Consider the following 23,666-nt stretch of genomic DNA (forward strand, 5'->3'; position numbering starts at 1 on the left):
GAATATCTCCGTCAACAACGACCATTAGCCAAACTTTTAATAATTTGGGATGGTGCAAGTTATCATCGTTCACAAGAAATTCAAGATTATCTAGATTCATTAAATCGTGAATTGGAAAAAGAACAATGGTGGATTACCTGCTTGAGGTTTGCCCCAAATGCACCACAACAGAATCCTGTAGAAGATATTTGGCTCTTTGCAAAACGATTAATTAGAGAATTTTATTTTCCTGCCATTCTTTTAACGTAGTCAAGACGTTATTTGAGCTATCAATTCATTGTCAAATTTTTGACTTCCCTAAACTTTATGAATATGGTGTTTTCTCATAAATCATCTAGGATTGCTATATCTTGACTTGATTTGTAAATTTAAGTTCGCTTATTTTACGTCAGTGAAGCACTAACTCAGTTTAAAATTCACCCAAAAATTCCAGATATTAGCAGATGCGATCGCAGCTTTATAAAAACCTTTACCCTTCCCTAACCCTGTGATTCTTCCCCTTCATCTCTCAGACTTATGTGGCTGATATCAGTAAATCACTGAGAAAACAAATGCACCTAACGAGTAGGTGCAAAGATTAGGTAATTACAGAATTAATACTACTATGTAAAACTAAGTAGGTAATAACTCAGGAGTTAATAGAGTCTATCTGAAGAACCCATAAATCGTTTCCGTAAATCTACTGAATTTTTGCTTAAAAGTCAGAGAATTAGTAATGATAAGTATTTTTACGATTAGCAAATTTGCTTAAGTAATTAAGCTGAAATTTTTAATGATAAAAAATTTAATCCCCAAAGGCAACGAAATAGGGCTTAATAAAAGCAATAGGCTCAAACCAACAGCCAGCACAACAGTCAAAAGTATTTTTATCAGTTTTAGTTATTAATTGTGATAAACACTTCTATTGAAAACATTCTTGAGCGTGCCTTAATGGGGTACGATTTATCTCATCAAGAGGGAGTAGTTTTGTTAAAACAAACTGACCCCAAGGCGATCGCCGCGATTCGTAGCACCGCCGATCAACTTCGTTACACTCAGGTAGGCGACACTGTAACTTATATCATCAACCGCAATATTAATTTCACCAATATCTGTGAACAGCATTGTAGTTTTTGTGCGTTCCGCCGAGATGATGGTGATGCGGGGGCTTATTGGTTAGATTGGGGGCAAATTTTAGAAAAGTCACAAGATGCAGTCAATCGGGGGGCGACGGAAATTTGTATGCAGGGTGGATTAAACCCTCAAGCCCAGATTAACGGAAAATCTCTACCCTACTATCTCAAATTAGTCTCAACCATAAAACAAGCATTTCCCCACCTCCATTTACACGCTTTCTCTCCCCAAGAAGTGCAGTTTATCGCCAGATTAGACGGGTTGGATTATGCAACCGTGATTGCGGCTTTGCGAGATGCTGGTGTTGGTTCCATGCCAGGTACAGCTGCCGAGGTGTTAGATGATGAAATCAGAAAAGTCTTGTGTCCAGAGAAAATTGACACAGCGACTTGGTTAGAGATTATCTCGACAGCCCATAAATTAGGCTTACCCACCACTAGTACCATGCTATCGGGACATATCGAAACCCCAGAACAGCAAATTGGGCATTTAGAAAAATTGCGATCGCTACAACAAACAGCCATTAATCAAGGCTATCCAGCAAAAATTACCGAGTTTATTATCTTACCCTTTGTCGGTCAAGAAGCGCCGAAATCTTTACGCCGTCGGGTGGGGCGCGATCAACCAATTTTAGCTGATGCTTTATTATTAGGGGCTGTAGCCCGGATATTCTTGGGTAAATGGATTCCCAACCATCAGCCCAGTTGGGTAAAGTTGGGACTAGCTGGGGCAAAAGAAGCCCTAGTTTGGGGTTGCAACGATATTGGCGGCACTTTAATGGAGGAACACATTACCACAATGGCTGGTGCTGTGGGCGGTACTTGTATGGAAGTGGAAAGTTTGCAAACTGCGATCGCATCTTTAGGAAGACCTTACCAACAACGAGATACTCTCTATCAAAAAGTGCAGAGTAGAGAATTATATTAGTTTTGACTTTTGACTTTTGACTTTTGACTTTTGGCCTTCCTCATGATCCCCAAGATACCAATCCAAGATAGGATGGACGATGATTTACGTGTAGTTTCAGATAATGCTTATGAAACGCTATTGGTCGCGTCTGCTTGCTGTGGTTTTGGTTTTAGCTATCGGTTTAATCGGCTGTTCTAGCCCTGATAGTTTGTCGGGTGATTATCGCCAAGACACATTGACTGTAGTTAGTACCTTGAGAAAAGCCCTAGAAGTATCTGAAAGTTCACCAGATAAAGCAGAACTCCAGGCAGATGCGCGTCAAAAAATCAACGATTTTTCTGCCCGTTATCAACGGGCAGGTTCTATTTCTGGTTTAAGTTCTTTTACAACCATGCGTACCGCCCTCAACTCTTTAGCGGGACACTACAGTTCTTATCCCAACCGTCCAGTTCCTGAAAAGCTGAAAACTCGTCTCGAACAGGAGTTCCAACAAGTAGAGTCTGCACTAAAGCGTGGTGCTTGATATTCCTTTATATTTTTCAGAGTCCAGAGTTATTACTTTGGACTCTTTAAACCCAAAGGCGCGGTGAGGGTAACGCAACGGTACGCAAAGTTTTTGTATAGTGTTTGAGTTAAATTTGAAGTTTATAATAATTTACTTTAAAGTTACAACCTAAAAAATCCAGCAACACTTACGGGGGTTTGGGAGTCTTGAGAATTAGGCTTCAAAGCCCTCATTTTTGCAATATATAGCTGTATTCAGATAGGGGAGAAGGTTTGAATAACAGTGTGGATGGGAGAAATATTCAATATTTCTACCTTCTGGCTTCTATCTCTTGCCTTCTGGCTACTGCTATAACAATTGATACACCCTAATACTCAACTCCCGTGAATTTGTACATCTACCTTGCCGGTATGTCTCACCGTCCCGCAAAACTTTTTCGAGCAAAATTATTATGGCAACGCTTGTTTGCTGTGGTTTTTAGCAGTAGCCTGTTGATGCCTAACTTGATCAGCCAACCAGCCCAAGCGCAAATCAAACAAGATTGCCAGTTATCCAGCACAACAGCGCAGACAAAAGAAAAATTACGTTTGTTGGCACTAAAAGGCGATCGCGATGCCCAAAGCCGCTATCAGCAATTGATACGCCAACACGCCCAAGATTTAAAAGAATGTCGCAGTCGGAATTGGCCAAAAATCCAGGCTGTTTGGTTGCGTCTTTATCCCTGCGACATTCAACCAGGGTTAATTGACCAAATTATGGATCGCATGGTCAATCGTGGCTATAACCAAATTTATGTAGAAACCTTTTATGATGGGCAAGTACTACTACCAGCAGCAGATAATCCCACAGTTTGGCCTTCTGTAGTGCGTACACCTGGGACAGAAAAGATAGATTTACTCTCCATCGCCATTCAAAAAGGGCGAGAACGGGGATTAAAGGTTTATTCCTGGATGTTCACCACCAATTTTGGCTATACCTACGCCCAACGTACAGATCGAGAACCAGCGATCGCCCGTAATGGCAAGGGGCAAACCAGCTTATATGTTGTAGATAACAGTTCGCAAGTATTTATTGACCCCTACAATATGCAAGCCAAACGCGATTACTTCCAGATGGTACAGCAAGTACTACGTCGTCGCCCGGATGGTTTGCTATTTGATTATGTGCGTTATCCCAGACAAGCTGGCACTGATTCAATTGCCACGAAAGTCACTGATTTATGGCTATTTACCCCAGCCACTCAAGAAGCTTTATTTCGTCGGGCGTTGAATTCTAAAGGGTTGCATTTAATTCGACGCTTTCTCACTAAGGGATACGTCACCGTAGCAGATATCGATCAAGTCGATAAACTTTATCCCCAAGAAGGGGAACCGATGTGGCAAGGTAGGACTCCGCCACCACAGCAAAAAGCACTTTTAGCAGCAGCTGACAGACAACCAACTTTGCAAGTTGAACTCTGGCAGTTGATGGTTGCCCACGCTATGCAAGGTATCTTAGATTTTGTGGCTTTAGCTAGTTACCCAGCACAGCAAGTAGGCATTCCATCGGGTGTGGTGTTTTTCCCAGATGGCAATCAAATGGTAGGACAAGGGTATGATTCCCGCTTACAACCTTGGGATAGATTTCCCAGGAACTTGCAATGGCACGCTATGGCCTATGCAGTTTGCAGTGATGTTAGCTGTATTACAAACCAAGTGCAACGGGTTATCAGTGCGGCAAAACCAGGGACACAAATTATTCCCGCCTTAGCCGGGGCTTGGGGACAATCAACCACCACTCGCCCATCACTAGAAGCGCAAATGCAAGCATTACGCAAATTTTCGCCCCAACTGGCGGGAGTCAGCCATTTTGCTTACTCTTGGCAATATCCTGAAAATGATAGCGATCGCAAATTCTGTCGCCTGCGTTAATCACAGAACGGACGCACAAAGATCGTCAACTATCCCAGATGCTAGAATCACCCTAGCATCAACACTTCTACATCAGCCTGCATGGAAAAAGTCGAACTGCAACTTGATACTAAAACCCTAGAAAAAGCACTTGCCTTAGCACAGTCTCATCATTGTGACTTGTCACAATTGTTTGCATACGCAATTGAACACCTCACAGCAGCAGAACCAATATTGGTGTCATCAGAAAATTATCAAGAATTAATTAATCGAGTGAATGAATTGGAGGATATGCTATTAGGTCAAGCGGCTGAAGTAGCGCTGAATCAATCAACAATGGTTGGTACTGAGAATTTTACATCTGCACTGGAGCGTTTAGCGAATGGCGAGGCTTGATGGTTTAGCAACTGTTCTAGATTTTTTGAATGGTTTGCAGCCAAAAATAGCAGCGCAGATTGCGAAAAAAGTATTGGCTTTGAATGTTGATCCTTTACCTGCTGATAGTCAGCAGTTATCTGGCTATCAAGGTTATTATCGAGTTGATAGTGGCGAATATCGCATTGTTTATCGTTTTTTTCCTGAAGAAGATTTAGTAGAAGTAATTTTACTGGGTAAACGCAATGATGATGATGTCTACAAAAAGTTAAAGCGTTTGTTGGGATAATTGCAGCGATCGCAAATTCTGTCGCCTGCGTTAAAAAAGCAGAGGGGAAGCCGAATTTATTCCCCTCAACTTCTAATTACGAATTACTTTGTCTCCATCCAATTATCGCCTGCACGCACATCTACCAGTAACGGCACACTCAAAGACACTGCACCTTCCATAACTGATTTAATTTGTGGTTGTAATTCTGACCATTCTTGAGGCGGAACTTCAAAAACTAATTCATCGTGAACTTGCAATAACAAACGTGCCTGATATTGTTTTAAAATTTCATTCAATCTCACCATTGCGATTTTAATAATATCTGCGCTGGAACCTTGAATGGGTGCATTAGCCGCAGAACGGAGTAATCCAGCATCGAAAGGGCCTAAATTTTTTAATTTACTCAAGTCAATCTCTTCAGGATTACTATTTTTTAACCTGCGTAAACTGTTATTAGTAAAATCAAAATAACGCCGACGACCGAGGATAGTTTCGACATAACCTTGCGCGATCGCTTGTTTTTTTACTCCCTCTAAATAGGCAAAAACTTGAGAATATCGTTCGTTAAATCGCTTAATAAATTCATTCGCAATGTTTTTATCTATTCCCGTTGAACGCGAGAACCGCAGTGAACCCATCCCATAAATTACACCAAAGTTAATCGTTTTCGCTACTCTTCTTTCATCTGCGGAAATATCATCTTTTTCAAACACTAATCGAGCCGTGACTGTGTGAATATCTTCATTTTGCTGATATGCTTGCACCAACAATGGTTCTTGACTCAAATGTGCTAAAATTCTTAACTCAATTTGTGAGTAATCCGCAGCTACCATTAAGTAATTTTTATCTGGTAAAAATGCCTTGCGAATTTGCCGACTAAAAGCTGTTCTAATGGGGATATTTTGTAAATTTGGGTTAGAAGAAGATAACCGCCCCGTTGATGTTGCAGTTTGGTTAAAATCAGTATGCACTCGTTGAGTATCTGGACGCACCAATGCAGGTAGCGCATCTACATAAGTAGACTTTAATTTAGCTAAAGTACGGTACTCAATTATTGCCTCTACAAACCCTGTGTTATCAACTTCTAATAGCTTTTCTAAAGTCGCTGCGTCGGTAGAATAGCCAGTTTGAATTTTTCGAGAATATTTAGTACTTAATCCTAACTTTTCAAATAATATTTGACTCAACTGTTTTGGAGAACCTAAATTAAATTTTTCCCCAGCTATTTCCGTTGCTTGTGCTTCTAACTTGGCTAAATCTATTTCTAGTTGTTGTGAGAGTTCTTGCAAATAAGCGGAATTAATGCTAACACCAGTGTATTCCATCTCTGCGAGAACTGCTTCTAATGGCTGTTCTACTTCTATTAATAGTTGCGATAAAGCTGGAAATTTATCGAGTTCTTCGCGCAATTTTGCTACTAATTGCCATGTAGCATAAACTTGAAAACAACAATAATTTGCTACAGCCGAAATATCTAAGTCAGCAATGGTTTTACCTTTGGGAACCAATTCGGCATAATTTTGGATAGACAAACCCAAATATCGTAAAGCTAAATCAGTTAAATTATGGCTGGTATCAGGATTCAAAACATAACTAGCCAGCATGGTGTCAAAGACAATTCCCGCCAAGTTAATTCCTTGACAGCGAAATACTAAGCGGTCAAATTTGCCATTCTGAAATGTTTTAGGATAATCAGCACTTTCTAAAATTGGACGTAGTGCTGCAAGTGCGATATCTTTATCTAAATTTTCCCCGTTTTTATGCGCCAGGGGAATATAAGCTGATTCATCTGGTTGGGTTCCCCAACAACAACCAATTCCAACTAAAGCCGCATCTCGCGGTTCTAAATCGCTGGTTTCTGTGTCCCACGCGACTGGTGTTGTCGGGTCAATAAATTGTTTTAATAAATTTACTAATTCGTTAAGTTTGGCTTCAGTATTAATAATTTGTGGTTGAATTTCGGAAACTGGTTGCTGTTGAAATGCGGCTGTTTCAGCGGCAGTAAAAAACGATAAATCACTATCATCATCAGTAATTGCTTCTGCTGATATTGCGGGATTTTCTGGAAGTACACCACCAAATTTTTGCTGAATTTCGTTAATTTTTTTTAAAAAAGTAGTGAATTCTAGTTTTTCTAAAATCGGCGTGAGAGTACTTGTGTCAAATCCTGTGAGTTTGCAGTTTTCTAAATCAACTTCCAGAGGCACTTCGGTGACTATTTGGGCTAAATATTGAGACTTTTTAGCATCCTCTTGACCTTCTGTAAGTTTTTTCTGGGTTGCGCCTTTAATTTCAGCTAGTGCAGCATAAATGTTCTCTAAAGAACCATAGGTACTTAGCAACTGGACTGCGGTTTTTTCGCCTATGCCCCTCACCCCTGGAATATTATCTGATTTATCACCACACAGAGCTTTAAAATCGACAATTTGTGTAGGTAATACGCCTAATTTTTCTTTAACTTGTGCGGTACTAAATTCTGTGATGCTATTTGTAGCGCGTTTTAGAGCATCGGGACTAAAGTTTAAAACTGTAATTTCTTTGTCTGGGTCAATTAGTTGAAATAAATCGCGATCGCCTGTGAGAATTTTCACTTTATATCCAGCAGCCGTCGCCTTTTGTGATAATGTTCCCAACACGTCATCCGCTTCGTAACCAGGCGCAGTAAAAATCTTGAGGTTCAACCCAGTGAGTAACTCTTGCAGATTTTTCAAATCAGGCACAAAGTCTTCTGGAGTCCCCGGACGGTCGGCTTTGTAGGTATCGTCAGCTTCGTGGCGGAAAGTGGGTAAACCCAAATCAAAGGCCACCGCCATAGCTTGTGGCTGTTGTGTCGCCATGACTTCCAGCAAAGATTTAAGAAAACCAAAGCAGACACTCGTCGGTATCCCTGTTTTAGTTCGCAGTCCGCCATCTCGTCCTTTGGCAAAAGCGAAGTAGGAACGAAATGCTAAAGAATGCCCATCGACTAAGATGAACGTGGGGCGTGTTTTAGTTAGAGAAGTAGAAGTTTCAGACATAGATATATATTAAAGAAAATTTTTAAGGACTATCACTAGCACAAGATTAATCGGTAGTTATAATCCAAATGATGAAAGCTCACAAATTACTTAGTGTGCTTTCAGCAAAAGAGCGTGACAAGATCAAATAAAACCAAACTCCCCTTTCAGTTGGGAGTCGGCTTGCGTAATAAAAGTATAAATTTCAGCTTGAATGTTTTGGGCGATCGCACACTAACTCTGAAGTGGCACTTGGTGTTACTTGTGGCAGGGACATTACTTCCTGTTGTGCTTTTTGCTGTTGCTGTTGTCTACAAACTCTCGCTCAATGAGCGTGCAGCATCAGAACGCCGTTTGGTTTTAGCCGCACGTAACCTCACTGAAGATGTAGAGCGCGAAGTTTCCAGTACTACCAGGACACTCCAAGCACTGGCAGCCTCTGACAGAATCGAAAACAATGAATTAAAAGCATTTTATCACGAGGCAAAGCGCACAGTTCAGACACAGCCGACTTGGTTCAATGTGATTCTCCTCACCCCAGATGGACGACAAATGGTGAACACCTCTTATCCGTTTGGTGTTCCATTACCTTTGGTAAATGAGCCTAAAAGTCTGCGCCGTGTTGTGGAAACACGCCAGCCCACAGTTGGTTATCTTGTCCGTGGAAGTGTCAAGCGGGAATTGGCATTTCCCATCCGTGTTCCCGTCATCCGCGATGGCAAGCTCAGGTATATACTTACCGCTGTCATCACCCCTCAAGCACTCGCTAGTGTGATCAAAACCCAGACACCTGTTGATGGAGAATGGACACGTACTGTTGTTGATGGTCACGGTGTGATTGTAGCCAGGACGCGCAATCCTGGGCGCTTTGTGGGAAAGTCTGGTACACCATCTTTTTTGCAGCGAATCGCAGCCACAACCGAGGGAGTTTACCGCGATACAACATTAGAAGGAGCGCCAGTTTACTTTGCCTTCAAGCGAGCCAGCTTCTTTGATTGGACAACCGCCGTTGTTGTGCCGATTGAGGTGATTGAAGATCCGACTCGCCGCGCCATCTGGCTTGTTGTTAGTTCTGGCTTGGTGTTGCTGGTGGTAAGTGGTGTAGGTGCCTTTCTTCTCTCACACCGGATTTCCCAAGGCATCACTGAGGCGGCTGATGCCGCAGAAGCCCTGGCGCAAGGTGAATATCCCCGCATCAGTCCCTCAAGCATTCAGGAAGTAGCTTTGTTAAGCGAAGCCTTAGAACGGTCAGCCGATCTGCTGTCACAACGTCAGCGTGAACGAGACGAACACTTAACCCAAGTTGAAGCAGCACGGACTGAGGCAGAGACTGCTAACCGCCTGAAAGATGAGTTTTTAATTACCGTCTCCCACGAACTCAGAACCCCTCTTAACGCTATCTGCGGCTGGGCGCAATTGCTCAGTGCCGGAAGACTTAACCCAGAAAAAACCCAACAGGCGATCGCGACTATCGAACGGAACGCCAGAATCCAGGCACAACTGGTAAATGACCTCCTTGATACGTCGCGGATTATTACTGGCAAACTCCGCCTCGAACCACAGCCGCTAAATTTGGCTAATGTCATTGTTTGTGCGATCGATTCGGTGCGCCACGCAGCTGAAGTCAAAAACATCGATTTGCAGTTACAACTTGCCCAGGTTGACCCTGTTTTAGGCGACCAAAATCGGCTGCAACAGGTCGTCTGGAACTTGCTTTCCAACGCTGTGAAATTCACACCCCAAGATGGGCAGATTGAAGTGCAACTTCAGCAGACTAATTCCCAGGTCGAGATTATAGTTAGGGATACTGGTGTGGGCATCAAGACAGATTTTCTGCCATACGTCTTTGAACGCTTTCGTCAGGCCGACGGCTCAACCACAAGAGAATATGGCGGTTTAGGGCTAGGTTTAGCGATCGCCCGTCATTTAGTTGAGCTTCACGGCGGAACAGTGCAGGCGGATAGTGAGGGTGAAGGCAAAGGGGCAACTTTTACTCTGAAACTGCCGGTGATGCTTAACCGAGAGAGCATAAATACTGCACCGATCAAAGCTGTAGAACCGAAAAACTTACACAGGCTGAAGGGTGTGCGAGTGCTGGTGGTTGATGATGAAACCGACGCTAGAGATATTATTGCGGCAATACTCATACCGGAAGGAGCAGAAGTACACACCTGTGGTTCCGCCGCAGAGGCATTAAAAGAAGTGTGGGAGTGGAAACCTACGGTAATTCTTTCTGATATTGGGATGCCCCAGGAAGACGGCTATGACTTTATGCGAAAAGTTAGGCAGTGGGAGATGGAAGTAGGTGTTCATATTCCTGCTATAGCGGTTACAGCCTTTGTCCAAGAAGAAGATAGGCTCAAAGCGATCGCCGCCGGCTATCAAACACACATACCTAAACCTATTGAACCAACACATTTAGCTACTGTAGTGGCCAACCTCATAGCAGACATGAAGGTATAAGTTAAGTCGGTGGGAAAAACCAACTATCTTCAGAAAACGTGAGTTCGATGAGGTCTGTTTTGACCTCACCCCCAGCCCCTCTCCTAGGAGGCTACGGTGTACACACAAATGTTCGTTGAGTGCATCTGTCCCGCCTCGGAATGAATTCCGAGTCTCATAGCGCAAGTCATCTGAAGATGACTCAACCAGAAATACATTCCAGTCCACGCTTTGTGGACTTTGGCTATGAGCCTGGAACTTTAGTTCTAGGCGGGATAAGGTTTCAGACTGCAAATTTTCGACTTGTGTGTACACGGTAGCTCCTACGAGGAGAGGGGAGTAAAACTCTTATTTTTCATTGCTCCTCCCTCTCCTGACGGAGACGCTTCGCGAACGCCTTTTAGGAGAGAGAGGTTGGGAGGGAGAAGTCTGTCGAATTCACGTTAAGAAATATAAACCAGGCTCAAACCCTCTTTCCTCCTGCCTCCTACAAATATTCACGCCGTTCTACTTAGCATCAGCACTTTAAATCCGTCCCGTCAAAGCAGCAACCAAAACGACTAATTGCTGGGGTTCAATAGGTTTACCTAGGTGCATTTGGAATCCTGCGGTCAAAGCTGCGGTATGTTCTGCATCGCCAGCATAGGCGGTGAGGGCAGCAGCGGGAATTTGCCCACCGATTTCGGGACTGAGCGCTCTGACTTGCTGCATCAGTGTATAACCGTCTTCTTCTGGGAGGCCAATATCAGATAAAAGGGCATCATACCCCCTAGGATTTGCCATTAGTGTTGATAGTGCGGCGCTGGCTGAGGCGACTGCTGTGACTTCAATGCCATATTCTCCGAGGATTAATTGAAATAATTGCCGGATGTCTGGTTCATCGTCTACCACAAGTACCCGCACGCCAGCTAAGGAAGGAAGGTCATCAGGTGATATTTCTGGTGAGATGTCTCTACTGACAGGTGCCAAGGTCACAGGATTATTTAACCCGCTAAATTCGTTTTGGTTAATTTGTAGCGGTAGCCTGACAGTAAATGTCGCGCCTTGACCTTCACCTGCGCTTTGAGCCTCCACTGTACCGCCGTGGAGTTCTACCAAGTGACGCACAATCGATAGCCCTAATCCTAAACCAGGATTGGAACGGGTTCTGCTACCATCAGCTTGACGGAAACGGTCAAAAAGGTAGGGCAGAAATTCAGGATTGATACCTTGACCTGTATCGCTGATTTGAATTTGTGCTTGAAAGGTCGTGTATTTTAATTTGACCTCAATTCTGCCTGTGTTTGGGGTAAATTTGATGGCATTAGACAGCAAATTCCACACCACCTGCTGTAAGCGAGTTGGATCACCTACTATCGGTCTAGTTGAGGGAGCTAAACTAGTTTTAATTTGAATGTTTTTGGCTTCTGCTGCTAGACGGACGACGGCGATCGCATCTTCAATAATCGGCACAAGGTCAATTTGTTGAGCATCCATTCGCAGTCTACCTGAGCTAATGCGAGAGATATCCAACAAATCACTAATCAGATGGGCTTGAGCTTGGGCGCTGCGTTCAATGGCTTCTAAACCCTGATTGACTGTGGCTTCATCCAGTTGATGAGTTCGCAGCAAGTTAGCCCAACCTAGCATCGCATTCAGGGGGTTTCGCAGTTCGTGAGAAAGAATGGACAAAAATTCATCCTTGGCACGATTGGCTGTTTCGGCGGCTTCACGGGCAGAGTGTTCTTGCTCTAACAGTTGAGTTCGTTCGGCTTCTAAGCGCTTTTGTTGGGTAATATCTTCAATTACCAACAGGATCATTGAAGTATCGTGAATATGTGAGAGTAGGCGGGCATTCAGCCGCAGGATTTTCTTCCCAATCTGCTCAAATTCATGCTCAATTTCTAAGTCTTGGAATTGACTTTGGTCAGGAAGTGTGTCTTGTAAGAGCGATCGCAATTGGGGTATATTCCATTGCCCATCACCAATTTCATAAATTAACCGCTGTTCTGATTCTTCTGCGGATACCCGAAATTTTTCATAGAAAAACTGATTAGCGGTAATTACTCTCAAGTCTGTATCCATCACCACCAAAGATTCTCGGACAGTGGCTACAATTGCCTCGGCGTAGTCTTTGGCGGCGAGAATCTGCCGAGCGCTGCGTTTGAGTTCATCAATATCAACCAACACAACTACCGCACCATCAATTTTATTGTCCATTGTGCGATAAGGACGAATGCGTAAATCATACCAGTGTCCCTCTTGGTCTTGTACCTCTTGGGCTTTAAAGTTGAGTGTGCGAATGACCTCGGTAATCTGCTGCTCTAAGTCAGGAATATTTAAGTTGTGATTAATATCACTAAATGGTCTTCCCACATCTGAAGGAATCAAGTTAAAAATTCTTTCGGCTACCGGCGTAAAGCGGCGAATGCGTAAATCGCCTCCCAGCATGATAATTGGCAGATTGATACTGCTGAGAAGATTTTGTAAATCGTTACTGACTTGAGTTGATTCGAGATTGCGGCGTTGCAATTCGTCGTTAATGGTATTTAATTCTTCATTCGTGGCCTGAATTTCTTCCTTAGCCGTTTCTAGTTCTTCATTGGTACTTTGCAACTCTTCGTTACTAGAGAGAATTTCTTCGTTAGCTGCTCTCAAGTCTTGGTTAGTCGCTTGTTGTTCTTCAATAATCGATTGCAAATATTCTTTAGTAGTAGCTAAATCTTGTTTAAGTTGGTTAATTTCGTTTTGATTATCGGTTGATTTGCGTCGGCGATTGCGGGTGCGATCGCTTGGGACTGAACTTGATCCATCACCAGCAACATCTAGAGAATTGGCGATCGCGCTCATCTCTGCAAACATTACCAAAAAGTAATGTCCTGTACTTACAGGAGCCTCAAATGGGAAAACATCAATTTTGATCAGTTTGGCTTGATCCTCATCACTAATTTTGATGCCTTCTTTTCTCACCACCACTCCGTACTTTTTGGCTTGGTGGATAGCAGTGCGTAGTTCTAGCCTTAATTCTTCTTTTGCCATCTTCAGCAGATTAAAGCTGGGTCTGCCTGATGGTAATTGCAGATAAGGGCTAGTCTGTCCCCGAAACTGGACAATTTCCAGATCATTGTCAATAATTACACCCACTGGCGCATATTGAGTCAAGATAATCCGGTCAGCCACTTTTTGCATTTCTAATTCATTTCCCGTCTCTTCCCTAACTAGTGGCGGCGGATTAGCCGTTGCGGTGGGATAGATGTTGGGAACTAAATCAATCGCCGGCCGAGCCGCAGCCATTTTGCTAGAGTAAATCTTGTATTTGCGGTCAATTAAAGCAAACAAGTTGCTAAACTCGCCGACTGTCTCTGATGTGCCTAGCATTAAAAAGCCTGTTGGCTTCAAAGCATAGTGGAAAATGGGGAGGAGTTTTTTTTGGACACCAGAACCCAAATAAATTAGGACATTGCGACAGGTAATCAAATCTAGCCGCGAAAAGGGAGGATCACCAATCAGGTTTTGTCTGGCAAAAACACACGCTTCCCGCACTGGCTTGCTAATTTGGTAGCCACCTTCTACCGGGACAAAAAAACGTTGGAGGCGATCGGCTGAAACATCAATTAATTGGGTATGCTTGTAAATACCGATTCTTGCTTTCTCAATGGCTATCTCATTAATATCCGTGGCAAACAGCTGGATAGGCCGATTAATTCCCTGATTATGCAAATATTCCAGTAAACAGATCGCAATCGAATAAGCTTCTTCCCCCGTAGAACATCCCGCTACCCAGATGCGAATAGCAGAATCAATGGACTGCTCTTGACTAATAATCGGAAATACTTTTGTTTTTAAAGCTTCAAAAGCTTCAGGATCACGAAAGAAACTGGTCAGCGTGATTAGCACATCGTAATACAAGGCTTTCACTTCTGCCGGATGATCCTGAAGATAATGTACATAATCTTCTAATCTTTCTAACTTATACAAAATCATCCGCCGCAGAATCCGCCGTTTAAGGGTGGTTTGCTTGTAGTGGTTAAAATCAACCCCCGTAGCAGCTTTGAGCAAACTAAAGATGATAGAAAGAGCATTACCATCTGTGGGGATAACGTCAGCAGATTTTTCGGGACTGGGATGGCTAACGTAAGGATGATGACTGAGCTTGGCCAATTCCTGAGCGATCGCTTGTGGTGTTAACACAAAGTCTACCTGACCAGAAGCCACAGCCGTATTCGGCATACTACTAACTTGTGCCGATTCTTCACATTGGGCAAAGGTAATGCCGCCAGCTTCCTTGATTGCTTCTAAACCCCTAGCACCATCCGAGTCGCCCCCAGACAACACCACCCCAATGGCTTTGCTTCCCCGTTCTAGCGCCAAGGAAAAAAAGAATGTATCAACTGACATCACATGACCGCGAATCTTTTGACGCGGACTCAGTTGTAGTTTTCCCTCCAAGATAGTCATCATGGCATTAGGAGGAATCACATACACATGATTCGGTTCTAGCACCATGTCATTCTGTGCTTGTAAAACCTGCATCTGAGTGGTTCGTGACAGAATCTCAACCAACAGACTTTTTTGGTCGGGGCTTAAGTGCTGAATCAACACAAATCCCATACCTGTATCAGTCGGTAAATGGCTGAGTAATTGGATAAATGCTTCTAAACCTCCGGCAGATGCACCAATCCCCACAATGGGAAATAATTCATTTTGATTCTCCTGTTGCTGTTGGTCAGGAGTAGAAGACTGAGATTTTTTTGATCGCCTAGAGTTCATTATCTATAAACCATGATGGGGTGTTGCATGATCTGTAAATAAAATACGCTGTTGCGTCGCTTAACTTTAGCCAGCTAGAGATAGATATTATGCAGCTAATCTTAGGATTCAGTATGTCACGGTATGCACGTACCTCATACTGCTAATTTAATTGCACTGTTTCCCTCAAATCAAAGTTGGGTGAACCAATTTTGGATCTGATATCCCAAAGATTGCCGTAGCCACTTAGATGAATATGTCAACTAATCATCAAACATTGATACCAAAAGACTTTCCTCTTCCCTTGTAACGTGATTTTCCCAAATTCATCTGGGAGAATCTTCGATCCCCTCTTATCAGAGGCTACATACAGTCATAAACTGGGAATGAGAGTTGAAAGGCAGTCGGGAGAAATTTTGTGAAAAAAGTTTTAGCAATCATTCTCGGTGGTGGCGCAGGCACCCGCCTTTACCCTTTAACCAAACTCCGGGCAAAACCAGCAGTACCCGTGGCGGGGAAGTATCGTTTAATCGATATCCCTGTTAGTAACTGTATTAACTCGGAAATTTTTAAAATCTACGTCCTGACACAATTCAACTCAGCTTCTCTGAACCGTCACATTGCGCGTACCTATAATTTTAGTGGATTCAGCGAAGGGTTTGTGGAAGTTTTAGCTGCACAGCAAACTCCAGAAAATCCAAACTGGTTTCAAGGTACAGCGGATGCGGTGCGTCAGTATTTATGGATGTTGGAGGAATGGGATGTAGATGAGTATCTGATTCTTTCTGGTGATCATCTTTATCGGATGGATTACCGCCAATTTATTCAGCGCCATCGAGACACCAATGCTGATATTACTCTCTCAGTAATACCCATTGACGATCGCCGGGCTTCTGATTTTGGCTTGATGAAAATTGATCAAGCTGGTAGAGTAATTGATTTTAGTGAAAAGCCCAAAGGTGAGGCTCTAACTAAAATGCAGGTCGATACCACTGTCTTGGGTTTAAATAAAGAGCAAGCCCAACAACAGCCATACATCGCCTCAATGGGGATTTATGTCTTCAAAAGAGAAGTTTTGATCAAGTTGTTGCGGGAAAAATTAGAAAGGACTGATTTTGGGAAAGAAATTATTCCTGATGCAGCCCAAGATTTCAACATTCAAGCGTATTTATTTGATGATTACTGGGAAGATATCGGGACTATTGAAGCATTTTATAATGCCAATTTAGCCTTGACCCAGCAACCACAACCACCTTTTAGCTTCTACGATGAGGAAGCACCGATTTACACTCGCCCGCGTTATCTACCACCTACCAAGCTATTAGAATGCCACGTCACCGAATCGATTATTGGTGAAGGCTGTATTTTGAAAAACTGTCGCATTCAACATTCAGTTTTAGGTGTGCGATCGCGGATTGAATCGGGCTGCATCATCGAAGAATCTTTACTCATGGGTGCAGACTTTTATCAACCTTCCGTCGAACGTCAATGCAGCATCGAAAAAAATGACATCCCCGTAGGTATTGGTACAGATACCATTATTCGTCGGGCAATCATTGATAAAAATGCTCGCATCGGTCACGATGTGAAAATCATCAACAAAGATAACGTGCAAGAAGCTGACCGTGAAGGTCAAGGCTTTTACATCCGTAGCGGTATTGTCGTTGTTTTGAAAAACGCTGTGATTCCCGATGGGACAATTATTTAAAAGTGCTGAGTGCTGAGTTTTAAACTTTGAGTTATGAGTACAACTGATTACCACTGTTCTCTGTTAGCTTCTGACTCAGCAACGCCACTTGCTCCAAGTCGGGGAACCCGCCCAACACAGTGGCTCCTCAGCACTCAGCACTTAGCACTCATAATACTCATTGGCCTTCCGGGTAGCGGTAAGTCAACTGTGGCAAAACAATTAATTGCTGAATGCCCCCAGATGCAGCTGATTTCTACAGATGCTATCCGGGGGCAATTGTTTGGGGATGAAATAATTCAAGGGCCTTGGTTTCTGGTTTGGCAAGAAGTTGAACGGCAACTCCAACAAACTATTAACGTCAATCAATCAGTGGTTTTTGATGCGACTAATGCCCAAAGAAGCCATCGCCGGGAACTTATCGCCTTCACCCGTGACTTGGGCTTTACCCAAATTGTAGGAGTTTGGGTAATTACACCAGTATGGCTGTGTTTAGCCCGCAATAAACGCCGCGATCGCCGAGTTCCCGAAGAAGTCATCTTACGAATGCACCGCCAACTCCGGGACGCGCCACCGAGTGTAGAAGAAGGATTAGACGACTTGATTAAAATAGGGTGAAGAGTCAATGGTCAAAACGCAGAAGGATGAATTTCACACTTGAGACTTCATACTTCACCCCTTTTTGCCAAAGTACGGAAATTGCGCTGGTACAGTGAGCAAGAACCCCACTTGATTTTGTGTATTGTTTGTTAATTTAAAATCAGAATCTCATTGCTGGGCATTATACCTAGCAAAATATAAATCTCCCATCTTACAAAAAAACTTAAAGGAAATTTCTACAGGAGGCTGGTAGATGGCTGCAACCGACTTCAAAGATTATTATTCACTTTTGGGAGTTAGTAAGACTGCCACTCCAGAGGAAATTAAGCAAGCTTTTCGTAAACTAGCCCGGAAGTTTCACCCTGATGTTAACCCAGGCAATAAGCAAGCAGAAGCCCGGTTTAAAGAAGTCAACGAAGCCTACGAAGTATTATCTGACCCAGATAAACGCAAAAAATACGATCAATTTGGTCAATATTGGAAACAAGTCGGCGATGGCTTCCCTGGGGGTGGTGCTGCTGGCGCTGATATGGGCAACTTTGACTTCAGCCAATATGGCAGTTTTGATGAATTTATTAATGAGTTGTTAGGCCGTTTTGGTGGTGCGCCTGGCCCTCGCTCGACTGGCAGACAAAACTACTCTTATCGCACTGCCACAGGAACGCCAAGTGGCGGTTTTGGCAGTGGTTTTAACGATTTTGGTTTCCAAGATGTTGGTGCGGGTGCTACCCCAGATACAGAAGCGACAATTAGCTTGAGTTTCTCGGAAGCCTTTGCTGGTGTGCAGAAGCGCTTTAGTTTGGGCAATGAAACCATTGACGTTCGCATTCCGGCTGGTGCTAAACCCGGTACTCGTTTGCGGGTGCGGGGTAAAGGTCAAATCAACCCCATGACGCAACAACGGGGAGATTTGTATTTAAAAGTTGAACTGCAACCCCACTCGTTCTTCCAAATTGAAGGTGATAATTTGGTCTGCGAAGTGCCAATTACACCAGATGAAGCCACCTTGGGAGCTTCGATTGATGTGCCTACACCCGATGGCAATGTGAATGTTAAATTGCCTGCGGGAGTGCGTTCCGGTCAATCGTTGCGTTTACGGGGTAAAGGCTGGCCTTTAGCTAAAGGTGGACGCGGTGATCAAATGGTGAAAGTGGCGATCGCACCACCAAAAGACCTCAGCCCACAAGAACGCGAGTATTATGAAAATATTCGGGCTATACGTACATATAATCCCCGCAGTCATTTACAACAAGTTAAGTTGTAATTTGTCATGATACTCACGGAATCGCTAACGTAATTCGTAATTTTTAGTTCAAGATTTAATTACGAATTACGCGTTAATAATTAAGTAGGTCGGTGGGAAAAAACAAAACTATGTTAAGAAAAGTAATCGAAGCTCAAACCCTCTTTCCTTCTGCCTTCTGCCTTTTCCCAACTACAAATGTTTGCACTGTTCTACTTATATGCTTAATTAGCGTTGTGCCATCAAAGCTTGCATCCGAGATTTAAAAGCTTCAATTAATTCTGGGGTGGGTTGGGTAGTTTGCCAAGACAAACGCTGCATCAATCGTTCAGCCCAAACATTCAATTTTTGGTAGTCCGTTAAAGGAAAGTCCATCATAGGTAACAAAGGTATTGCACATCCAGCCACAATATCGGCTAGGGTTAATTGCTCACTCCCAAAATATGGGCTATCTCCTAATAATTTTTCCAAAAATTCTAGCCCTGTAGATATTTTGTACTTTGCCTGTTCTATTGTCTGCGAATCTTCACCACCATGAAAACCCATCATTCGATAAATTAACGGATTCATCGCAGATACTAATTCATTGACTGTCGCCATTTCTACCATCCGCACAATTGCTAAATCTTTGGCATTGGTAGGCAACAAACTAGGGCTAGGATATTTTGCCTCTAAATAATCCAAAATAGCCAATGATTCCACTACGTTCAAGCCGTCATCCACTAAAACTGGAATGTGGTGAAAAGGATTCATCGCTAAAAATTCTGGTTGCAGTTGGTCGCCATCCAGTTTTATATCTACTAAGTTAAACTCTAGTTTTTTTTCTAGCAGCGCAATCCATACTCTCCGAGAGTTCATCGAGAGGTGATTGTGATAAAGAGTCAGCATGAGACAACCTCAAAACTTTATGAGTAAGTTAGCATTTCTGGGTTAATACCAATTTGTAATTAGATTGGCATTCCCATAACTCTTGATAAATATTGTGTCAATGTAAACGCATCTACACCTAATTCTGTCCGCTCTTGGGCTGCGAGAATGCCTGCTTGAGAATGCCACCAAGAAGCAGTAGCTACAATATCTTCTAGCTGATGTTTTGTCGTTGCTTGTGCTAATAAACCTCCAAGTAGCCCAGTCAGCACATCACCACTACCACCACGGGCTAAGGCTGGGGTACTTTCGGGAATAATCCAAACTGCACCTTGAGAATTGGCGATCGCAGTTCTCGCCCCTTTTAATAATACTACTGCGCCACTTTGGGCGGCTGCTTCCCTGACAGCTTTGATTCGGTCATGTTTGGCATCAGACACATCAGGAAATAATCTTTGGAATTCGCCTGTATGGGGTGTCAGTACAGTTACCGCTTGGCGTTTTTGTAAGGTGGGGATAGTTCCTAGTTGTGCCAAAATATTTAAACCATCGGCATCTAGAACTAAAATGCGATCGCTTTCAATAACTTCTCTGACAATGGGAGTCGCTTCGCGGGTTAAACCAGGGCCACAGGCGATCGCACTAAATGAACTTAAATCTGTATTCTCTGGTAATTGTAGTTGTAAAATTGCCCCATTCTCTGTTTCTGGGCAACCAATAATTAATGCTTCTGGTAAATGCGACACTAAAATTGATTTCAACGATTCAGGAACCGCAACTGAAAGCATCCCCACACCACTAGCCCGCGCCCCCAAAGCTGTCAAAATTGCCCCACCCGCATAACGCCGCGATCCACAAATTAATAATAAATGTCCTGCTTTATACTTGTGTGTCACTGCTGGACGCGGCAAAGGTAAAGTAGCAAATGCGGTTTTTTGCGTAATCCGTTGAGTTTTTGGTGTATTTTCCCATACCGCTTCCACATCTGCAACAGGAATATCAAAATCAATTAATTCCGCTTTGCCAACATACTCTAAAGCATGATCCTGCAACAAACCCAACTTCCACAAGCCCAAGCATAAAGTGTGAGTAGCGCGAATCGCTGTCCCCAAAACTTTGCCCGTATCGGTATGCAAACCAGAAGGTAGATCAATACTAATAATCGGTTGATGCCATTCATTGAATTGATTAATTGCTGAAGCAATGGGATCAGTCAGAGGTCTTTCTAATCCAAACCCAAATAAACCATCAATTAAAAAATCACAATCAGGCAATTTATCAATATTCTCATAACAAGAAATACCCAAATTTTGGGCGTATTGTAAATGTTGTGCAGTTAATTCCTTTAACTTAGAAAAAGGTGAATATAGCCAAATTTTATACCCACGAAAGTGTAATTCACGGGCGACAACCAAAGCATCACCACCATTATGACCAGGGCCAACTAGAATACCCACACGATACATATTCCCAGACAAGGGAAACAACTCTTGAATGCGAAGAGCAATCAGTCCCGCCACCTTTTCCATCAAAGCAGCTACAGGCATTCCAGCGGCAAATATCCGCCCTTCAATATCCCGCATTTGTGCAGCGGTGACGACAACTTGAGAAATATATTCTTGCCTGTTTTGAGAGTGTTTGATATGAATAGGAGATGCCTTTTCCATGATTTTAAATTTCCCAGTTCACTTGCTGATAGGAGTTGAGTTAAAAGTTATAAAATTTGCATAACCTGTTTCACTCTTTACTTTTAACTCAGAACTCATTACTCAGCACTCACCTACTGTAATAAACCCTGGAATCACCAAAACCTAAATCCCGTACATATTTATTCCATCTGTCTGCATCACCGCGTTCTGCAAACGGCCCCACAGCTACATGAGGGCCGAACGGCTTTTGTCTTTCTTGAACTAAACTTGAATATCCACTTTTACGGATAATTGTGTCAGCAATTATCGGCAAATCTTGGGTTTTCCCCGGAATCACAACATAGTATCTATTATTTCTAATTTCCGAAGATCCTTTGGGATTATTGCTAAAAGTCTGGATTTCCTGTCCGTTAGTAAAGCTGACAACCTGTGCGCCACGGATACCGAATGATTCTAATTGTCTTACACGCTGTTGAGCGTTAGATGGTCTGCTAAAAACCCCTGATTGGATAATAGAACGTCCTTGATATTGCCGGATATAAGCCCCTGGTTCAATTTGGCGGACTCGTTGCAAGGTTTGGTAATTATCACTATCAACATAGACAAAGTAGCGTTCAAAGTTCTGGCTGTATTGATTTGGCTGACTTGGTTGCACAAGTACAGGCTGTGGCTGAGATTGATTTTCTGTAGATGGGTAAATCAGCGGATTTGGCTCATATTGCTGAATTTGCCCTGGTTGCAATTGGGGTAAAGTTTGTTGATTCTCAGGCGTGACTAAAGTATCGGGCGGTGGTGGTAATGTCTCAATTACTGTTTGTTGTGACAGCAAAATATGATTGCTGTTGACTTGCGCTTGGGCTGGCTGAGTATGGGAAATAATTACTAAGGAACTTCCCAAAAATAACGGTATTATTGGCAATGCCATAAACTGACCTGATAACTTTCTGGACATAGTAGTAACAAAATTTTTCAAGCTATATAGTTTAAGCATAAAATCAGTAGAGGCAGGTGGCAATGGATACCTATTAGGAAAAAAGTTTGAAAGTCGTTGAGTATCCATACTTGATGATTAGTCTCTGCCCTAACTTATCTGGAAATTGCTATACTGACAAAATTTTAGTTGTTGTTATTACGAATTATTCATTTAGTCACCCAAGTGCTTAACTAGCAAGGGTTTGAGATATATATGTTACAATTGAGCAGTCGCGCGGCTGCCGTGTTGTGCTTGTGTGAAAAGCCTCTACTCGCACTCTGAGTACTGTTTTAGTGCTGAATCAAGTGAAAGTTTTGGATAATTTTATCTTCAGCAGCTGCTAGTCTAAAAAAATTAGAGATATGAAAAAAGTTGTCGTTGGTCTTTCCGGTGGCGTTGACAGTTCTGTTGCTGCTGCTATCCTGCATAATCAGGGCTATGAAGTAATTGGTTTAACCCTTTGGCTAATGAAAGGCAAAGGGCAATGTTGCTCTGAAGGAATGATCGACGCGGCTGATATTTGCGAACAACTGGGGATACCCCATGAAGTTGTTGATAGTAGGGATGTCTTTCAGGCAAATATTGTTGATTATTTAGTATCTGGTTACAGCATTGGAATTACACCATTGCCTTGTTCGCAGTGTAATAAAACGGTAAAGTTTGGCCCAATGGTGGAATATGCCCGTGAACAATTGGGATGCGATCGCATTGCTACTGGTCATTATGCCCGGATTGGCTACGATGAAGCAACTAATCGTTATCAATTATTAAGGGCTGTTGACCGCAACAAAGACCAATCTTACTTTTTGTATGATTTGTCTCAAGATTTACTAGCGGCTTCTGTATTTCCTCTGGGGGAAATGGAAAAAGCCGATACCCGCCGGATTGCGGCTGAATATAATTTGAAAACCGCCGACAAGCCCGAAAGTCAAGATTTGTGCTTAGTCGAAAGCAACGGTTCTATGCGGGCATTTTTAGATAAGTATCTCGCTCCCAAACAAGGCGAAATTGTGGATACCACAGGCAAAGTTTTGGGACAGCATGATGGTGTACATCACTACACCATTGGTCAGCGTAAAGGTTTGGGAATTGCGGCGGCGGAACCATTGTATGTGGTGGAATTAGATGCTGCAAATAATCGTGTCGTGGTGGGCGATCGCACCAAGGTAACTCAGCCAGAATGTACAGTAGGCCGGGTAAACTGGGTTTCCATCGCTGAACCAACTACACCAATTCACTCTGAAGTCCAAGTCCGCTATCGTTCTCAGCCTGTACCAGTGACGGTAATTCCTCTGGAAAATGCCCGCGTCCGTTTGGTATTTGATGAACCCCAGTTTAGTATCACGCCTGGCCAAGCAGCAGTTTGGTATGACGGGGAAAAGGTTTTAGGCGGCGGTATTATTGAGCAGTTTAGTTAAA

General features: G+C 43.1%; 15 protein-coding genes and 1 pseudogene. 11 read left to right on the forward strand and 5 right to left on the reverse strand.

Translation table 11 applies throughout. The annotated features are described in order from the left end of the window. From IQ244_RS20600 to IQ244_RS20625, 6 genes and pseudogenes are all read left to right on the forward strand, one after another. Window positions 1-329: pseudogene (locus tag IQ244_RS20600) on the forward strand (IS630 family transposase); the annotation flags it as partial. A 559-nt stretch (window positions 330-888) separates the two neighbouring features. Then, the gene (cofH, locus tag IQ244_RS20605; protein WP_193897514.1) at window positions 889-2,040 is read left to right on the forward strand and encodes a 7,8-didemethyl-8-hydroxy-5-deazariboflavin synthase subunit CofH; all 1,152 of its coding nucleotides are present in this window, start codon (window positions 889-891) and stop codon (window positions 2,038-2,040) included. A 103-nt stretch (window positions 2,041-2,143) separates the two neighbouring features. Continuing rightward, the gene (psb27, locus tag IQ244_RS20610) at window positions 2,144-2,545 is read left to right on the forward strand and encodes a photosystem II protein Psb27 (RefSeq protein WP_193897515.1); all 402 of its coding nucleotides are present in this window, start codon (window positions 2,144-2,146) and stop codon (window positions 2,543-2,545) included. 392 nt (window positions 2,546-2,937) lie between these two features. Continuing rightward, a complete protein-coding gene (locus IQ244_RS20615; protein ID WP_193897516.1) occupies window positions 2,938-4,437 on the forward strand; it encodes a family 10 glycosylhydrolase in 1,500 nt (499 codons plus the stop codon). An 81-nt stretch (window positions 4,438-4,518) separates the two neighbouring features. Next, on the forward strand, window positions 4,519-4,812 hold the full coding sequence (locus tag IQ244_RS20620; RefSeq protein ID WP_193897517.1) for a prevent-host-death protein: 294 nt from the start codon (window positions 4,519-4,521) through the stop codon (window positions 4,810-4,812). After that, the gene (locus IQ244_RS20625; protein WP_193897518.1) at window positions 4,799-5,080 is read left to right on the forward strand and encodes a type II toxin-antitoxin system RelE family toxin; all 282 of its coding nucleotides are present in this window, start codon (window positions 4,799-4,801) and stop codon (window positions 5,078-5,080) included. The genes IQ244_RS20620 and IQ244_RS20625 overlap by 14 nt, the downstream gene beginning before the upstream one ends. An 83-nt stretch (window positions 5,081-5,163) precedes the next feature. Here IQ244_RS20625 and polA read toward each other — a convergent pair whose 3' ends face one another. Continuing rightward, window positions 5,164-8,079: a DNA polymerase I gene (polA, locus tag IQ244_RS20630; RefSeq protein ID WP_193897520.1), complete on the reverse strand. Its 2,916-nt coding sequence runs from the start codon at window positions 8,077-8,079 to the stop codon at window positions 5,164-5,166. A gap of 114 nt (window positions 8,080-8,193) precedes the next feature. Between polA and IQ244_RS20635 the strand changes: the two genes are divergently transcribed. Further along, window positions 8,194-10,521, forward strand: coding sequence for an ATP-binding protein (locus IQ244_RS20635; protein ID WP_193897521.1), 2,328 nt, complete (start codon window positions 8,194-8,196; stop codon window positions 10,519-10,521). A gap of 504 nt (window positions 10,522-11,025) precedes the next feature. On the opposite strand, the gene IQ244_RS20640 is transcribed toward IQ244_RS20635, so the two are convergent. Next, a complete protein-coding gene (locus tag IQ244_RS20640) occupies window positions 11,026-15,249 on the reverse strand; it encodes a chemotaxis protein CheB (RefSeq protein WP_193897522.1) in 4,224 nt (1,407 codons plus the stop codon). A gap of 397 nt (window positions 15,250-15,646) precedes the next feature. On the opposite strand from IQ244_RS20640, the gene IQ244_RS20645 reads away from it, so the two are divergent. The 3 genes from IQ244_RS20645 to IQ244_RS20655 all read left to right on the forward strand — a co-directional run bounded on the left by IQ244_RS20645 (window position 15,647) and on the right by IQ244_RS20655 (window position 18,779). After that, window positions 15,647-16,936: a glucose-1-phosphate adenylyltransferase gene (locus IQ244_RS20645; protein WP_193897523.1), complete on the forward strand. Its 1,290-nt coding sequence runs from the start codon at window positions 15,647-15,649 to the stop codon at window positions 16,934-16,936. A gap of 33 nt (window positions 16,937-16,969) precedes the next feature. Next, entirely contained in the window at window positions 16,970-17,533 is a 564-nt protein-coding gene (locus tag IQ244_RS20650) for an AAA family ATPase (protein WP_228059041.1), read from the forward strand. A gap of 235 nt (window positions 17,534-17,768) precedes the next feature. Next, entirely contained in the window at window positions 17,769-18,779 is a 1,011-nt protein-coding gene (locus IQ244_RS20655; protein ID WP_193897524.1) for a DnaJ C-terminal domain-containing protein, read from the forward strand. A 207-nt stretch (window positions 18,780-18,986) separates the two neighbouring features. Here the strand turns inward: IQ244_RS20655 and IQ244_RS20660 are convergent, their stop codons facing one another. From IQ244_RS20660 to IQ244_RS20670, 3 genes are all read right to left on the reverse strand, one after another. After that, complete coding sequence (locus IQ244_RS20660; RefSeq protein WP_193897525.1) at window positions 18,987-19,646, reverse strand: glutathione S-transferase family protein; 660 nt, start codon at window positions 19,644-19,646, stop codon at window positions 18,987-18,989. A 59-nt stretch (window positions 19,647-19,705) separates the two neighbouring features. Further along, on the reverse strand, window positions 19,706-21,292 hold the full coding sequence (locus IQ244_RS20665) for an NAD(P)H-hydrate dehydratase (protein WP_193897526.1): 1,587 nt from the start codon (window positions 21,290-21,292) through the stop codon (window positions 19,706-19,708). A gap of 109 nt (window positions 21,293-21,401) precedes the next feature. Continuing rightward, window positions 21,402-22,199 (reverse strand): hypothetical protein, encoded by a 798-nt coding sequence (locus tag IQ244_RS20670; RefSeq protein WP_228059042.1) that lies wholly within the window; start codon window positions 22,197-22,199, stop codon window positions 21,402-21,404. A gap of 410 nt (window positions 22,200-22,609) precedes the next feature. Between IQ244_RS20670 and mnmA the strand changes: the two genes are divergently transcribed. Further along, entirely contained in the window at window positions 22,610-23,665 is a 1,056-nt protein-coding gene (mnmA, locus tag IQ244_RS20675; protein ID WP_193897529.1) for a tRNA 2-thiouridine(34) synthase MnmA, read from the forward strand. The last annotated feature ends 1 nt before the right edge of the window (window position 23,666 follow it).

This window comes from Nostoc sp. LEGE 06077 (assembly GCF_015207705.1).
GTDB lineage: Bacteria > Cyanobacteriota > Cyanobacteriia > Cyanobacteriales > Nostocaceae > Nostoc_B.

Bases quoted from the DNA above. Each gene is read 5' to 3' on its own strand.
- IQ244_RS20665 (WP_193897526.1), bottom strand. From the start codon at position 21,292: ATGGAAAAGGCATCTCCTATTCATATCAAACACTCTCAAAACAGGCAA.
- IQ244_RS20670 (WP_228059042.1), bottom strand. From the start codon at position 22,199: ATGGCATTGCCAATAATACCGTTATTTTTGGGAAGTTCCTTAGTAATT.
- mnmA (WP_193897529.1), top strand. From the start codon at position 22,610: ATGAAAAAAGTTGTCGTTGGTCTTTCCGGTGGCGTTGACAGTTCTGTT.
- IQ244_RS20620 (WP_193897517.1), top strand. From the start codon at position 4,519: ATGGAAAAAGTCGAACTGCAACTTGATACTAAAACCCTAGAAAAAGCA.
- polA (WP_193897520.1), bottom strand. From the start codon at position 8,079: ATGTCTGAAACTTCTACTTCTCTAACTAAAACACGCCCCACGTTCATC.
- IQ244_RS20640 (WP_193897522.1), bottom strand. From the start codon at position 15,249: ATGAACTCTAGGCGATCAAAAAAATCTCAGTCTTCTACTCCTGACCAA.
- IQ244_RS20655 (WP_193897524.1), top strand. From the start codon at position 17,769: ATGGCTGCAACCGACTTCAAAGATTATTATTCACTTTTGGGAGTTAGT.
- IQ244_RS20650 (WP_228059041.1), top strand. From the start codon at position 16,970: ATGAGTACAACTGATTACCACTGTTCTCTGTTAGCTTCTGACTCAGCA.
- IQ244_RS20625 (WP_193897518.1), top strand. From the start codon at position 4,799: ATGGCGAGGCTTGATGGTTTAGCAACTGTTCTAGATTTTTTGAATGGT.
- psb27 (WP_193897515.1), top strand. From the start codon at position 2,144: ATGCTTATGAAACGCTATTGGTCGCGTCTGCTTGCTGTGGTTTTGGTT.
- IQ244_RS20660 (WP_193897525.1), bottom strand. From the start codon at position 19,646: ATGCTGACTCTTTATCACAATCACCTCTCGATGAACTCTCGGAGAGTA.
- IQ244_RS20615 (WP_193897516.1), top strand. From the start codon at position 2,938: ATGTCTCACCGTCCCGCAAAACTTTTTCGAGCAAAATTATTATGGCAA.